We start from the raw sequence: 15,136 nt of genomic DNA, 5'->3' as shown, positions 1-15,136 counted from the left end.
GCGCTAGAGCGTATATTATATATTTATCCGCTTTGCCGTATATTTTTATATTATCCGGTGTGGCGTATATTGTCAAGATGGGCTTTGGTTTATAAAATTGATGCAACATGGATCTCAATAACTTTTCCCGCCCCTACAATGATCACTTCTTTGTTGTCATTGCTGGTCAGTTGAGTGATTTCTTCCTTAGGGAGAGTAAGTGTGTCAATAATAGTAACCTCACAAAGTGGATTTTTTTCTGAGTATCCTGGCGTGTTAATTTCTTCAGTGTGTGGGGCTAAGATAATAGCATTATCATGCAAGTACATTCTGAATTTATTACAGGTTTTGAGTAAGTCTTGTGGGAATTTTATTTTTCCATTAATTATCTCTGCTGAAAAATGTCCATTGAAATTCATGTCGCCTCCTTAGATATATAAAGTATACAGACATGATGTGACAGTATATGTCGCAGGTATTAGGAGTTTTGTTTAGCTATCTTTTGTCCTATCTCTTTGAAAAAATTCCTATAATTATCAGGTTTTATTATTGAAATATACTCTATCCATGGAGATAAGAGTTGTAATAGTTCGATCTCATTTGCTACATCAAATTTAATTGTAATCGAGCCGTCTCTGTGTTCTTCTAGTATCTTTTGATTATTGAGAAAAGGCTTTCTTGTTATATAGGATGCAGCAACATCACCTATATGGGCAGTTACTTTAGTGTTCTCGCCCTGTTCAAACCACATACTTTTAGCCGATGAAAGTATTTCTGCAAACTCTTGTGGAATTTCTGAATAGTTTTCTCCTGAAGATTTAATGTCTTGAATATACTCAAGTACAAACTTCTTGAGAGTATTATTATGTCCAGCAGCAAGATACCAGAAACCATTGTGTAGAATTATTTTATATGGCTCAACGGTGTAGTTCTTGTCAGATTTTTCATAGTAAAATGAAATTAAGAGTTTATTCTCAATGTATTCTTCTAGTTTGATATGATTTTCGGCTACTATGTCATAGTCTATAACTGGAGAACTAATGATTTGATGGGTGGAGTTCCCTGCATACTGAATCTTTTTAGAAATCTTATCGAGCATAGGGGAGTTTTGTTCTCCCATAACTGTCTTTGCATAACCGAGTACAGCATTTAAGAATGACATCTCTGCACTTTTGAGTAGAGAGTCAGAGAGTGTAACTTTTTCTGTAAGTGAATAGGTGTATCTTTCTTCATCTCTATGTATGGAGGGAAGAAATGAAATCTCCTCTAGATATCTTTGGGCTGTCCTTTTACTCACTTCGAAATATTCAGCGACCATTCGGGCATTTATCTCTCTATTTTCGCTAAGCATTCTGAAAAGCCCTAAGGCAACGTTTAGTTTATTCATAATCCACCTTTGGTAAACTTTTATACCATTATTTATATAACAATGTATAATCTATTTGAGGTAGGTCGGGAAAATTGGACACCATATCTGGTATAAATAATATAACCGGAGGGAAGTCCATGGAGAGATTACCGAGAAGTTTCTATACCCACGCCTTTAAAGAAGAAGCAGTCTCTTTAGTGTTGAACGGAGGTCTTTCAGTAGCAGAGGTAAGCCGTCAACTCAGTTTATCTGAGCAGACGCTGCGTAACTGGATTAAGAAGCATAAGGAAGGTAGCCTGAAAGATAAATCAGGCAGCCGAACAGTAACAGAACTGGAGGCGGAGGTCTCCCGCCTTAAGAAAGAGCTTTCACAGGTTCGCCTGGAGAGAGAAATCTTAAAAAAGGCTATGGCGTACCTTGCACAAGAGCCTCAGAAAGGTACGCACAAGTAGAGGCTTTAAACAGGGAAAACAGTTTCCCTATAACAGCAATCTGTAAAACCCTGAAAGTATCCCGGAGTAGCTATTACTCTTGGATTAACCGTAAAGCCTCTAAACGCTCTCAGGACGATGAGAAGCTTAAAGTATTTATCAGGATGGCTCACAAGAAGGGGCGAGGCACATATGGCGTAGAGAAGCTTCAAGACGAGCTGAGAGATGAGCATGGCATAGAAGTAAGCCTTCATCGCATCAAGCGTCTGCGCAAAGAGATGGGGCTTCGGTGTAAGCAGGTGAAGAAATTCAAGGCGACAACGAATTCAAAGCACAATCACCCTGTTGCACCGAATTTGTTGAACCAGAAATTCTCAGTATCCGGTCCTTGTCAGGTATGGGTATCTGACATTACCTATTGCGCCACAGACGAAGGCTGGCTGTATCTGGCTGGGATAAAGGATTTATGGAATAAAGAGATTGTGGGCTATGCTATGAGCTCCAGAATGACCCAAGACCTCGTTGGTCGTGCTCTGTTCCGTGCGGTATCGCTGAAACGCCCTCCTGCTGGCATCATCCATCATTCCGACAGGGGGTCGCAATACTGCTCAAAGAGCTACAGAGCCTTGCTGGAACAGTTTGGTTTCGAGGTCTCAATGAGTCGTAAGGGCAACTGTTACGATAATGCGCCGATGGAAAGCTTCTTTGGTACGCTGAAGAATGAGCTGATCTATCATCAGAGATATTCTACCCGTCAGGAAGCAGAGGCTGAGATTCAGGAATACATTGAGATATTTTACAATCGAGTGAGAAGACATGCCAGTCTTGGTAATCTTTCACCTACTGCATATGCTCGATTAGAATTGACGAAGCGTTACGCTAAATGATAAAGTTATGGTGTCTAAAAAACTCGACCTAGGTCAATTAGGAAATTGATATTAAATGGAGGTCTTAATGTCTGAATTACCTAAAAATGACTTACTAGCTCTTATGATGCAAAAAAAATTGGTAATAAAGACTTTTAAAAAAGGAGTATATGTAAGTGAAGATGGTTTGACAGCAATATTTAGCTATTCTTTTAATCAACTCGATAGTGCTGAGAAAAATAGAATTATTGCTCTGTTGTTAAAAAATATTTTTAGACTGAAACTTAATATTAAAGATGTAGTGTTTTTCCCGTGGTACAAAATTGGTAAGTTAGAGCTTGATGGCTTATTTAAGGTTGTAACTGATCAAGGTGAATACATGGTAATTTTCGAGGCTAAGTGGAATTCGCCAGAGTCAAGATTTAAAGAGACAGAGGTTGATGGTGAAATAAAAAAAATACCTTCTCAAATTGAGGAGTATTATGAAAAATTCACAAGTAATTACCCAAATACAAAAACTAAGGTGTTGTATATTACTCAAGAGTCAAAAGCAACTTTACAGCCTTATGCAGAGAATATTACATGGGATGATTTAGCTAGGACATTTAGTTATGTAAAAGAAAATCATTCTTTTATTCAATATGTAGAAATGATTTATCGATCAAATATAATTTTCAGAGGGTTTGATATGGATGAGCAATTAAAAGAATTATCAGATACACACGGGCTATCTGCTTACTTCAAGTACATTCAGGAAGTTGAGAAACAAATAGATGCGATGATAGATTTTTCTTTGGATCAGCTTTCCAATGGACAACGAACTCTTGAATATGTCTCAACTGAGCCAGGTGATGATATAGATTACAACTTTCAAAGTGGGTTCTTGTTTAATATAAAGGTTGATTTTGGTAAAAGGAGGACAGGATTACTAGGTTTTAAGATATCTTTCTTCAATAATGACGAGTCAGGTGCCTATCATTCAAATTTTGAAAAGCCTTTTGTCACGATATTGTTTTATCCTGATGGTAACGACTCAGAATGGTCTTATAATGAGATCAACTTTGACTTTGCTAAGGATGAAATATACTCAGCTCCACGTATTATTGGTGGTAGATTAGCAACTTTTAATGATTGTAACTCTAATGGTTGGGCATTTGTAATTCCCTTGTTTGATATTACAAATAAAGAAAAGCTAGTTGCGAATGTTATAAGGCCTATAGATACATTGCTTAGTAAGTTTCATGGATCTAGCATACTTGAAATTAGAGCGAACGAGTATAGTTTCAGTGAAGTGCAAGCTGCTTTCAGTGACGCTTCAGAAGTTTCTGAATTATGCTGTGAATCTGAAAAAGTTTATATAAAGTTTTAATACTGAGTGGGTGACACTTATTGTCGCCCTGATTTGTTATGCTCATATAAATACTTAAGAGGTTTATATGGGTACAAGTCTTAGCAGGAGTTTATGCCGCGTTCTTAGGCAGAATTATTTTAATAGCGAAAGAGACACTTTAAAGATATTGACTCAAGTTCACACGCAAGGCTTTGGTGTAGAGTTCTTTCTGGCGATATCGAATAATTTAAACCCAGCATGTATCTCTAATTTAGAATCTGATGTTTGTACTGATCTGGATTTAGAGAATGAAAGTTGTATTGTTGGAGATTACTACCTTAATCTTCCAGCAGTTGAAGTTCTAGAGCAAGGGGTTAATCATAATCATTTACACCCTTATGTGATGATTATCGTTAAGAATAACTTCTGCTTTGTATATGAAGTAAAAGTAATCGACAGATATAGTTCTGACAAGACAATCAACCTAGAATACTCAATAGAGTTCGAATCAATTACATATACGGCAGGTCGGGCTGTTGTCTCTATCGCACTGGAAGAAATACAGAAAGAAGATATAATCCTCAGTCTTTACAAGCCTAACTCTACTATGGATTATGTTTTGCGAAATGCTTTAATACCGAGCAAAGTAATTGAAAATAGGTATTATTTTTCCATGTTAGAAACTTACGAGATCCTTCATCGTCTTGATAAGTATGGGTATAATATCAAAAGTCTTAAGCTTGTTGATTGCCCAGGACAATCTGGGTGCAACATGCTGTTTATGATCGAAGTGGATTCAGAGCAATACGATGCGGTTAAATTTGCAGAAGTTTCTGACTACCTAAAAAATATTCAGAATAAAGAACTTTGCACTGAACCATTTATTACATTTGAAATATTTGAAAAGCCTAAAATAGCGAGAGCACAAATTTAAAACCCTACTCGAGTGCTTTCTTGTTTTAATGACATTTCAGATTTGATCAGCTTAACGATGTCATCGATTCCTAGAGATTTATCAAATATGGTAGACTCGACCAGCATTCTTTTACAGACGTTATCTATTTCGCCTCCAGAGAGTGTGAATTCCGCGAGATGAGCAGTATCTTTAGCCTTTAAATGAGGTGCTTTCATCCGCCATATCTTTGCTCTCAGAGAAGCATCAGGTACATCAAAATACACCTTGTATAGGAACCGTCTGGAGAAAGCATTATCGATATTCATTGTCAGGTTTGTTGTTGCGAAGAGTATTCCGTCAAATTTTTCAAGCTCTTCCAATAAAATGTTCTGCATAGCATTATTCATGTGGTCAACGCTATGGTTAGCCTCAATTCTCTTATTGATAAGTGAGTCAGCTTCATTAAAAAGCAAGATTGGTTCATATTTAAAATGTTTTGTAGCTGAATAATAGCTCTCGAAAATCTTTTTAAGGTTTTTCTCGCTTACCCCAACCCACATGTCTTTTATAGCAGAGATATCTACATGCAGAATGTTCCTTTTTGTTTTGGTTGCTATTTCATAAACAGACGCTGTTTTGCCTGTCCCTGGGGCACCGTGCAACAGGCATGTAAAAGCCATTGGCATCTTCTTATCTTTTAAACGTTTTTTAAGCTGTTTATATTTCGCACGACCAATAGCTTTAGATATCTCCGTAATTTCAGATTCGAGCTCCCCACTGAATACAAGCTTTTGATTTATCTCTTCGTGCTTAACCAAAGTACAGAATTTACTTGAAAACTCTTTCTCCTTTGCTTTTACCGAAGTATGTATAAATTCATCCCTGAATTTTTTCGTTAAAGAAAAATCAGCATCAGACTTGAATGAGTCATTTTCCTCAATTTGCAGGTAGCCTTCTTTGATTAGTTTTATTTTACCCTCTGCAATGCTATGTCTCATATCGCTACTCATTGTCAGTGTGATGTATATATCACGCAAATATCGTACTAGACTGATCTCTTCTATGCCTTCAGTCCATCTCAGGTTCATATATAAAAGGAGTGTCTGTTCTTCAGTATTAAGCCTGCGCAGCAAATGACTGAATGGGATATTGTCAGTGCATTTCTGAGAAATAGATTTTACTTCCAACAACAACTTGTAGGTTGTAATTTCTTCATCCTCAAGCTGTAACAGCAGTTTACTAAAATAATTTAGCACTGAGTATAGATTACTGTAATCAACCTCGTCTTTTGGATGCTCTCCAGTGATTACAAAGTTAGTAACCACTGGATGAATATCGTATTCCGGAAAGAAATCGGTATGCCTAAGGCTGGCTGTTCGCTTACTTGTACCATTTTCATAAACAAGCATCTGTTTTTCAACTAATGCGGTTGTTGTGCTCATTAGACGATGGTACTCACCGGCAGAGAGGTTCAATCTCTTTTTGACATCTTTCATCTCGATGGATTCATTATAACTATCAGAATCTTCGATGTTGGCCGTAATCTTATAGGCAAGCATTAGCAATAATGCCTTTGCCTCTGCTTTTGATAAATTGAGTTCTTTTTCAAGATATAAGATTTCATCAGGGTATTGGTCACCAGTTATTATCTTTTTAGTAAATTGTATATCTGATAAAAGTCGATGATAAAAAACTGCTCGTAGCGGCGTGACTCGGACAGCGTAGCGTTTTCCCGTCGGACACCGTAGCGGAAACATTCGGACACCATAGCGGCCGCCGGACAGTCTATCGGTGCTCGGACACTGTAGCGCTCGCCGGACACTGTAGCGCTCGCCGGACACTGTATCGGCCTTCGGACAGCTTAGCGGAGCTCGGACACTTCCCGCCAGCAAGGTTAACCTTTAAACTGTCCTCCAATAATAAGTTGGAGGCAAATATGACGAGGTTAACAATGAGCGAGATCAAAGAGGTAATACGCCTAAGATACATAAACCAGCTTTCCATCCGTCAGATATCGGTATCCACCGGAATCCCTAAGTCAACGGTATCAGACTATGTGAACCGTTTCCGTATAACAGGCCTTAAGGCTGAGGAATTGTCTTCAGTATCCGAAGATGAGCTGTACAGCCGTCTCTTTCCAGAAAGGTCAATGCCTTTGAACCGAACCTTCCCTATGCCGGATCTGGATTATATCGCCAGAGAGAAACGACGCAAGGGTGTCACATGGCTTCTGTTATGGCAGGAGTATAAATCAGTCCATCCCGACGGCTATAACTACACTCAGTTCAAAGAGTACTGCAAGAAACACATATCCCGTCTAAGTCCGACCATGCGCCAGATATACAACGCCGGTGAAATAATGTTCGTAGACTATTCCGGCCTGACAATGGATATAGTAGACCGCTATACAGGAGAAGTGAGTGAGGCACAGATCTTTGTATCAGCTCTTGGAGCATCGGGAGCTGTGTTCGTACATGCAACAGAAAGCCAGAAGAAAGAATCATTCATCCTGTCTCATAGTCTCGCATTTGAATATTACGGTGCAGTTTCAAAGACCGTAGTGCCGGATAATCTGAAATCAGCAGTAACTAAACACACCAGAGATGTTCTTACGGTCAACAGCAGCTACTCAGACATGGCTAAGTATTACGGTTGTGCAGTCATCCCTGCCAGACCTGCGAAACCTCAGGACAAAGCAAAGGTAGAACAGGCAGTTCAGGGGATACAGAGATGGGTACTTGCAAAGCTCAGAAACAGATTGTTTAACACCGTGCAGGAACTGAACTCTGCCATAGCTCCGCTTACTGAGGCCTATAACAATAAAGTCATAAGAGGTATCGGCAAGAGCCGTCTTGAGCTTCTGAATGAGATAGACCGTCCTGAGATGCTGCCCCTGCCAAAGGAGAGATATCAGTATCGTGAGTATCTGATAAGACATGTAGGAGTCGACTATCATGTGGATGTTTCCGGCAGCAGATACTCTGTCCCTTACAAGCTCATAAAGAACAAGGTGGACGTATGGCACTCCGCTACCACTGTTGAAATACATCACAAAGGATACCCTGTAGCCATCCACCCTAAGTCAAAGAGAGGTTCCACTCTCACAGAGCACATGCCGCCGAATCATGTCATGTGGCAGGAGAAATGGAACCCTACACGTATACTCAACTGGGCAGGCTCTATAGGCTTCGATACTGCAAGGCTCATGAAGAATATCCTTGATTCCAGAAGTCATCCGGCAAACGCTTACAGGACATGTATAGCTATCCTCAGCAGAGCAAAAAGCCATGATAAAAGTGACTTCAACATGGCATGTAAGAAGGCTGTAGAGATAAGAGCTTATTCAGTAAAGAGCCTTGAATCCATACTTAGCAGTAAAATATATCTTGAGAAGGATGAGAAGAACACTGCTCCGCTCAGCAATCATAATAATGTGCGGGGGAGAGACTATTATAAAGAGGAGGACAAATGTCAAAGTTAGAAAACCTTATTGCAGAGCTGAAGCTCGCCGGACTGGAGGCAGCTCTTTCCAGACAGATGGAGAATCCACAGTACAGAGATCTGCCGTTTGAGGATCGTCTGCTTCAGCTTCTGCAGGCGGAATCAGCAGAGAGGCTGTCACGCAAGATAAAGAGGAACATGGCGCAGGCGAAGTTCAAAGACCTCAACGCAAGGGTCGAGGATATCGACTACACGATACCAAGGGGGCTTGATAAGTCAGCTATGCTTTCGCTCATCTCAGGTGAGTATCTGAATAAAAAGCAGAATATACTTATCACAGGCCCCACAGGAACAGGGAAGAGCTTTATTGCTCAGGCTCTCGCCAATATGGTTGTAAGGGACGGACTCACCGCTAGATACTACCGACTTCCCAGGCTTATGGATGAGATGAAGCTGGCAAGACTGGACGGTACTTATGTTAAGGGGCTTAATAAAATAGCCAAATATAATCTGCTCATCCTTGATGACTTCGGAATTAATCCGCTCACCACCGATGATGCCAACGACCTTCTTGAGGTGATTGAGGATCGTGCGGGTATCAGCAGTGTTATCGTCACCTCGCAACTGCCTGTAGATCGCTGGTATGACTATCTCAACAACGACACTGTGGCTGACGCCATTCTGGACAGACTGCTGCATAGCAGTCACAAGATCAAACTTAAAGGTGAAAGTATAAGGAAAATTCAGGCGGATAACGCTTGATTTATAGATGAACTGGTTCTTATAATCAGAAAAAGGTTACCTTGCGGCAAAAGTGTCCGACGACCGATACGCTGTCCGAATGTTTCCGATCCCACTGTCCGAATAAGCCGATACAGGCAAAAAACCATCTATTCCTCCAATTGAGATGTAGTTAATGGATAATGAAATACTTAGTTTTTAAGCATACTGATAACTGTTTCAAAGAGTTCAACTTGCTCTTTGGAATAAACTTTAGCAGAAACAATAGCTGATGCAGGGATTTTAAGGTTATCTGTCATGAGTAGGTAAGTTCCCGCAAGGTGAGCACTATAGGCTTTTTCGTAATCATTTAAGCCATCTTTGATATATTCTTGTAATGTTTTATCAACACTGTAGCCATTGTCAGACATGCATTCATTATATGAATCAGCGATTTTTCTGAAAACTTTCAACTGACGAGTAAGATCAGCTTCAGTAATGTTTGTAATATGCATTTTATTCATGATATCTGCAGAAACTCCACTGATCTCATAGTTGCATTTCTCTAGTACTTTCGCAGAACTCCTTTCTTGTGGGTTAAGAATATTACCTCCGCAGCCTGTAAGAATAAACGACAACACAAAAGTAAAGATTAGAATCTTTTTCATAAATCACCTCTTAGTTTCAATTTCTGAATAAATATTAATTGATACGGGTGACAGTTTGTGTCGCATGTAAATTTTAATGATATTTAATGTGGTAAGTTGTGCTAAACTAATTTTGAAACTCCAAATATGGAGTAGTTGGATTTTGGGATTTTTGTCAGAGGTTGGTGTTTCTAGTAGGTCGAAAAGACCAAATATTTTCTGCCAAATTTCTGCCATTTTTTTCCAATATTGGAGCAAATTCGCGAGTCTGAGGCGAGACTCCAAAAATGGAGTTCCTTGCTGAGTGCTACTTTGGTGGATATAAGACTCCAATATTGGACATCCTTTGATTCCTGTGCGCCTCCGCCAATTTATCTTAACAGCATTCCTGTTCGCATTTGGACATTGCGTCGATGGCCTCTTCATCGTCGATCTCTTCAAACAGTTCCATGATGTTGGATGTACAGGAGCAGACGAGATAAAGCAGAGCTTCTGACGGGTCTTTTTTAGAGTCCCTTGTATAGTATGCTTCAGGAATTTTTTCTATAAACTTTTCCCAGTAGGCGTTGGTGTTTTTCGGTTCCTTGAGTATTCGCAACAGGTTGTCGATGACAAGGCAGGCATTTTCAAAGCAGTCTATATCTTTGAAACTTACATAACTCTCGTCAACTTTGATGTTTTTTTTACAGTTACACATTAAATCATTCCCCTTTAATTTTAATAAAACTATTTAATAAATTGAGCTTCCCGGGATCCTTCACTATTGCATATTGGCGAAATTTATATCAACAGCCAGAACTCCCGTTACTTTCTCTGCGGAATCTTTGATCGGGACTGCCACAGTAAAGCAGAAGTTTTCTGTTGCAACAGAGCGGTATATGTCTGTAATATACGTTTTTCCTGTGTCTTTTGGTATTTTGAACCAATCTTTTGATGACCAGTTAGAGCCGATGGAACTGCTGTCGTTGCTGTTTCTTGTTATTTTATTCCAGATATTCGGTGTTACCTGTCTGCCTCCTGCATCTGTGAGGTAAGCCAGCTCTATAAATGAGTGCCTGTTGATAAACTTATCCATAAAGCTTTCTGCGGATGCGGTGTTCAGTGATTTAATATCTGCACTTGCCGCGGCCTCTTGAGCTGCTTTTACTGCATTCTCATGTGAAGTGGTTCGAAATACGCCCACCGCAACCAGAAGGTCGTCACAACCGCTGTTTATCTTGTCAACTATTCCGTTGAGCTGAACAGCAAGGGCAGACTGTTCTTCCGCGGCAGATGCTATCCCTTCAATTTCTTCAACAACTGATCTTACGGTTGTATCCTGTTCCTGCCCCGCTGCTGCGATGGTGTTCAGGTGTTTGTCAAGCTCGTCCATGTTCTGTGTGACTTCCGACAGGACTTCTGCTGCCTGTTCGCTTATTGTTGCAGACCTTTCAACAGACCCCATAACCTTATTTACAGAGTCCATAGAGGTCTTTATGCTGCTCTGGATACTGTAAAGTATGCTTTCAACGCCGTTTGTTGCTTCCATAGATTGTTCAGCCAGTTTACGAACTTCTGTTGCCACTACAGCAAACCCGCGCCCTGCATCTCCAGCCCTTGCAGCCTCTATGGATGCGTTAAGGGAGAGCAGATTTGTCTGGTCGGCTATAGTTTTAATCATTTCCATTATGGAGCCGATTTTATCTGATTCTTCTGCGAGGGTTTCCATCTGCTTTTTTAATCCGTTGACAAGCTCTTTTGCTTCAACCATTGACTGTTCGGACAATTTACTTTTATCCATAGCAGTTCCTGCTGATTTTGTTATCTGAGATGAAAACTGAGTCGCTTCCAGAGTGCTCCCGGTTACATGTTCTACAGACACGGCCATCTGCTTGCCGGAAGCGGCTATTTGTGCTGCTCTGTCAGCCTGCTGTCTGGACTGGTTTTCAAGAGACTTTGCAGCCTGGTCGAGCTCTGGAGCGGTTTGTGAAAGCACCACAGACGATTTGGATATCGCCTCTACTGTCTGGCGCAATGATTTAAAAACACGGTTGAGCACATCGCCTGCTTTTTCTGTTATGCCTCTTTTCAGTCCCTCAAGCCTGTGGTTCAGATCCCATTTGCCTGATGCCATAATCTCAAGAGGCTGAAGGAGCTTTTCGTATTGAGATGAGTTAAAATTGAACATGTTGTTACCCCTTAAAAGAAGTTAACAGAGCATGTTGTGTGCCAGTTTTTTGTTTCGTGTTTCAATGTTGCAGATTATAGATAGAGGAGAACCTGATTAGTCTAATAAGCTTTTTGAGAGCAGTACATGATTAAAAAACAACCTTCGAAGTGTTTAAATTATGAGCAGACAGGTAAAATTCCTTAAGGAGAATTTACTTTGTCTGCTGCGTAATAATCTATTACAAATTCTTTGAATTTATCGGCAGCCTGCGAGAGGTAGTGGTTTTCCATCCATGAAAGCCAAATGGTTCTTTTACATACAGGTTTTCTTATGCTGACTTTCACAAGGGCATCCATTCCCGTTAGATTCCACCATGAGGCAGGTATAAGTGCTATGCCGAATCCATTCTGGACAAGACTGCAAATCACTTCCGGTGTTGTACATTCAAAAGCGGTGTCAGGGATAATTTCAGCCTCTTGAAAGAAGTTGTCGGTTATCAGTCTCAGGGCGCTGTCTGCCGCATATCTTATAAATGGCTCATCGGCTATTTCTTTAAGGTTAATATTTTCGCGCCCCGCCAGACGGTGTTTCGGCATTACTGCCAGAAATATTTCTTCATCAAAAAGCGGAGTGCAGTGAACTTTATTCTCTTCTACCGGGAGGATGGATATGCACAGGTCGATTCTGCCGTTAATAAGCCGCTGCTGTAAATCAAGGTGGTTGATAACCTGAATCAGCCTGAAGCGCACATTGCCGTGGTGGTTAAGGAATTCACTGAACATCTTAGGCAGCAGCCGTGCGATAGATGCACCGATGTTTATATTTCCTTGTTCCAAACCTGCCATATCCATCAGCTCTTTTTGTCCCTGTTCAAGTTCGCTGAAGCTGTTCTGTACTCTTTTGAGGAATGCTGTGCCAAACTTGTTGAGGCGTATACGCCGTCCGGGTCTGTCAAAAAGTGATACTCCGAGATCTTTTTCAAGGTTTGAAATCGTTTTACTCAGAGAAGGCTGTGCTATGTTAAGCTCTTCGGCAGCTCTGGTTACATTCTCAAATTTGGCAACAGTTTGAAAGTATTTAAGTTGTAATAAGTCCATGTGCAATTTTCTCTTTATAGCTTTATAGCTATGATATCATGAATAAATATGTATTTCCAGTTATTAAGAGCAGGTGTTATGTTGGAACGTATCGATAAAGGCTTTGCTATCGTGAGGCGGCGTATACTGAGAAATTAAATCAAGGAGACCTAAGTCAATGGATAAAGCTAAATTATGGACGAAAGACTTTGTCATAGGGACATCGATAAATTTTCTGCTTATGATGAATTACTATCTTTTAGTTGTAATTATGACCGTGTATGCAATAGAGGTTTTTGAGGCATCACCCGGTGGTGCCGGGCTTGCATCAAGTATTTTTGTTATAGGAGCGCTTGTCTCGCGCTTGTTTTGCGGGATGCTTATTGAGCAGATCGGACGGAGAAAGATGCTTTTGTGCGGAGCTGCGCTGAACGTGTTTATGACTTTGCTGTATTTTGAAGTTACGGATATAGTACCTCTTCTTTTCATTCGTTTCATACATGGCGTTTCGTATGGTGTTGCTGCAACAGCAGTTGCAACTATTGTTTCTGATCTTGTTCCTGTGGACAGACGTGGTGAAGGGATCGGCTATTATATGCTCAGTATAACACTTGCATCGGCTATCGGGCCTTTTCTTGCAATGTATCTTCTTCAGCATGGCAGCTTTTCTCTTGTTTTTGCTATTTGTACCGGGTTGGCAATACTTTGCTGTTTGCAGGTAATGCTTCTTCGCGTGCCGGTAATAAAACTTTCAGCCGAAGATGTGTCTGCCATGAAAAAAATCAGGCTTGAGAATTTTATTGAAATTAAAGCAGTTCCGATAAGCATAGTGTGCTCAATGGTATATTTCTGTTATTCAGGAGTTCTTGCTTTCCTCTCTCCTTATGCAAAAGAGATTAATCTGACCGGGGCTGCGAGTTTTTTCTTTATCGTATATTCTGCTGCGATCTTTTTTTCGAGACCTTTTACCGGCAGGCTTTTTGATAGAAAAGGAGAGAATGTAGCGATATATCCTGCATTGCTTATCTTTATCTTTGGACTTGTGCTTATAAGTCAGGCTCATCATGGGGTGACGCTGATGTTTTCTGCAGTTTTACTGGGGTTTGGCGTTGGTGTTGTCCAGTCATGCGGGATGGCTATTGCCGTAAAAGTTACACCGCAGCACCGTCTTGGACTTGCAAATTCAACATTTTATATGTTTCTGGATGCAGGGGTTGGTTTTGGACCGGTTGTCCTGGGAATGTTTATTCCGTTTTCCGGCTATAGAGGCATGTATATGGATATGGTAGTTGTAGTGCTGATATGTACTTTTATATACTATCTTCTTCATGGTAAGAAATGCTCCAGAGAAAGGAAGCATGCTGCGAAAGCGGCCGAATGTCTGTCTTAGAGAAGATACTTTTGGTCCTGTTCCCATTGCAAATATCGAGATGCGTATTACCTTAGAAGAAATGATTGAATCCGTGTCTTTAGGATTGTCAAAGTATAACCTTAATCTCTAAGGAAGGTATTATATGAAGAGGTTTTTGCTAGGTCTGTTGACTGTGATGACTTTTGTGTCTACGGCAGCGGCGACTGAGTGGGATATTGATCCGCAACATACCAATGCGGTATTTAGTGTCAGGCACTTGATGATTGCTGATGTGGCAGGGATGTTTCCAGATGTCACAGGCGTTGTCAATATTGATGAAAATGATATTACAAAATCGACAGTTTCAGTAAATATAGATGTTGTGTCTATTGATTCAGGTGTTGCCAAGCGTGATGAGCATCTGAAGAGTTCCGATTTTTTCGAGGCTGATAAATTCCCTAAAATGACCTTTGTATCCAGAAAAGTTGAACAGAAAGGTCAGGGGCGGCTTGCTGTTGCTGGTGATTTGACAATACGGGGTATTACAAATGAAGTTGTGTTTGATGTTTATGGACCTTCTGAGGCTATCGTTGATCCCTGGGGCTTTAAAAGAAAGGGACTGAAAGCTTTTGCTGTTATCAACAGAAAAGATTTCGGAATAGTATGGAATCAGATACTTCAGAATGGTGCTCCGATGATAGGAGATCTGGTAAAGATAACCATTGATCTGGAGATGGTTGAAAAGAAATAATTTATGTACCTGAGGTGCTCTGTCTCCGGTATTCACTTTTAGTATGTTTTAGTATAATACTTACCTCCCTTATTTATGTGTCTATTAATCTTCTTTTTGATCATTAGTTTAATTTGTTAGGTGGTGCATGT

The 15,136-nt window shown here is 40.3% G+C and carries 14 protein-coding genes; 7 read left to right on the top strand and 7 right to left on the bottom strand.

What is annotated here, in order from left to right:
* Positions 1 to 89 precede the first annotated feature (89 nt).
* Positions 90 to 398 (bottom strand): hypothetical protein, encoded by a 309-nt coding sequence (locus DACET_RS13360; RefSeq protein WP_013011899.1) that lies wholly within the window; start codon positions 396 to 398, stop codon positions 90 to 92.
* A 59-nt stretch (positions 399 to 457) separates the two neighbouring features.
* Positions 458 to 1,366, bottom strand: a complete 909-nt coding sequence (locus tag DACET_RS13355) for a helix-turn-helix transcriptional regulator (RefSeq protein ID WP_013011898.1) — start codon at positions 1,364 to 1,366, stop codon at positions 458 to 460.
* 119 nt (positions 1,367 to 1,485) lie between these two features.
* Here DACET_RS13355 and DACET_RS16045 point away from each other — a divergent pair.
* From DACET_RS16045 to DACET_RS13335, 3 genes are all read left to right on the top strand, one after another.
* Positions 1,486 to 2,666, top strand: a protein-coding gene (locus tag DACET_RS16045) for an IS3 family transposase (RefSeq protein ID WP_430640263.1) whose coding sequence is annotated in 2 segments (ribosomal slippage) — positions 1,486 to 1,756 and positions 1,756 to 2,666 — 1,182 coding nt in all. Because the reading frame shifts where the segments join, the coding sequence is not laid out codon by codon here.
* A 67-nt stretch (positions 2,667 to 2,733) separates the two neighbouring features.
* Positions 2,734 to 4,014 carry a hypothetical protein gene (locus DACET_RS13340; protein ID WP_013011896.1) on the top strand — a complete coding sequence of 427 codons (1,281 nt, stop codon included), beginning with the start codon at positions 2,734 to 2,736 and terminating at the stop codon, positions 4,012 to 4,014.
* A gap of 67 nt (positions 4,015 to 4,081) precedes the next feature.
* The gene (locus tag DACET_RS13335) at positions 4,082 to 4,909 is read left to right on the top strand and encodes a hypothetical protein (RefSeq protein ID WP_013011895.1); all 828 of its coding nucleotides are present in this window, start codon (positions 4,082 to 4,084) and stop codon (positions 4,907 to 4,909) included.
* Here DACET_RS13335 and DACET_RS13330 read toward each other — a convergent pair.
* Entirely contained in the window at positions 4,906 to 6,627 is a 1,722-nt protein-coding gene (locus DACET_RS13330; protein ID WP_041229986.1) for an ATP-binding protein, read from the bottom strand. The genes DACET_RS13335 and DACET_RS13330 overlap by 4 nt on opposite strands.
* Positions 6,628 to 6,806: 179 nt before the next feature.
* On the opposite strand from DACET_RS13330, the gene istA reads away from it, so the two are divergent.
* A complete protein-coding gene (istA, locus tag DACET_RS13325) occupies positions 6,807 to 8,351 on the top strand; it encodes an IS21 family transposase (RefSeq protein ID WP_013009975.1) in 1,545 nt (514 codons plus the stop codon).
* Complete coding sequence (gene istB, locus DACET_RS13320; protein WP_013009976.1) at positions 8,339 to 9,073, top strand: IS21-like element helper ATPase IstB; 735 nt, start codon at positions 8,339 to 8,341, stop codon at positions 9,071 to 9,073. The genes istA and istB overlap by 13 nt, the downstream gene beginning before the upstream one ends.
* Positions 9,074 to 9,243: 170 nt before the next feature.
* Here istB and DACET_RS13315 read toward each other — a convergent pair whose 3' ends face one another.
* The 4 genes from DACET_RS13315 to DACET_RS13295 all read right to left on the bottom strand — a co-directional run bounded on the left by DACET_RS13315 (position 9,244) and on the right by DACET_RS13295 (position 12,924).
* Positions 9,244 to 9,699 (bottom strand): hypothetical protein, encoded by a 456-nt coding sequence (locus tag DACET_RS13315; protein ID WP_013011893.1) that lies wholly within the window; start codon positions 9,697 to 9,699, stop codon positions 9,244 to 9,246.
* 355 nt (positions 9,700 to 10,054) lie between these two features.
* On the bottom strand, positions 10,055 to 10,375 hold the full coding sequence (gene cowN / locus DACET_RS13305; protein WP_013011892.1) for a N(2)-fixation sustaining protein CowN: 321 nt from the start codon (positions 10,373 to 10,375) through the stop codon (positions 10,055 to 10,057).
* A gap of 63 nt (positions 10,376 to 10,438) precedes the next feature.
* Complete coding sequence (locus tag DACET_RS13300; protein WP_013011891.1) at positions 10,439 to 11,845, bottom strand: methyl-accepting chemotaxis protein; 1,407 nt, start codon at positions 11,843 to 11,845, stop codon at positions 10,439 to 10,441.
* Between the two features lie 182 nt (positions 11,846 to 12,027).
* Positions 12,028 to 12,924, bottom strand: coding sequence for a LysR family transcriptional regulator (locus DACET_RS13295; protein ID WP_013011890.1), 897 nt, complete (start codon positions 12,922 to 12,924; stop codon positions 12,028 to 12,030).
* A 157-nt stretch (positions 12,925 to 13,081) separates the two neighbouring features.
* Between DACET_RS13295 and DACET_RS13290 the strand changes: the two genes are divergently transcribed.
* On the top strand, positions 13,082 to 14,293 hold the full coding sequence (locus tag DACET_RS13290; RefSeq protein ID WP_013011889.1) for an MFS transporter: 1,212 nt from the start codon (positions 13,082 to 13,084) through the stop codon (positions 14,291 to 14,293).
* A 124-nt stretch (positions 14,294 to 14,417) separates the two neighbouring features.
* Complete coding sequence (locus tag DACET_RS13285; protein WP_013011887.1) at positions 14,418 to 15,005, top strand: YceI family protein; 588 nt, start codon at positions 14,418 to 14,420, stop codon at positions 15,003 to 15,005.
* The last annotated feature ends 131 nt before the right edge of the window (positions 15,006 to 15,136 follow it).

This window comes from Denitrovibrio acetiphilus DSM 12809 (genome assembly GCF_000025725.1).
Classification (GTDB): Bacteria; Chrysiogenota; Deferribacteres; order Deferribacterales; family Geovibrionaceae; genus Denitrovibrio; species Denitrovibrio acetiphilus.
The sequence above is the reverse complement of the archived record's forward strand: the minus strand, read 5'-3'. Positions and strand labels throughout refer to the sequence as shown.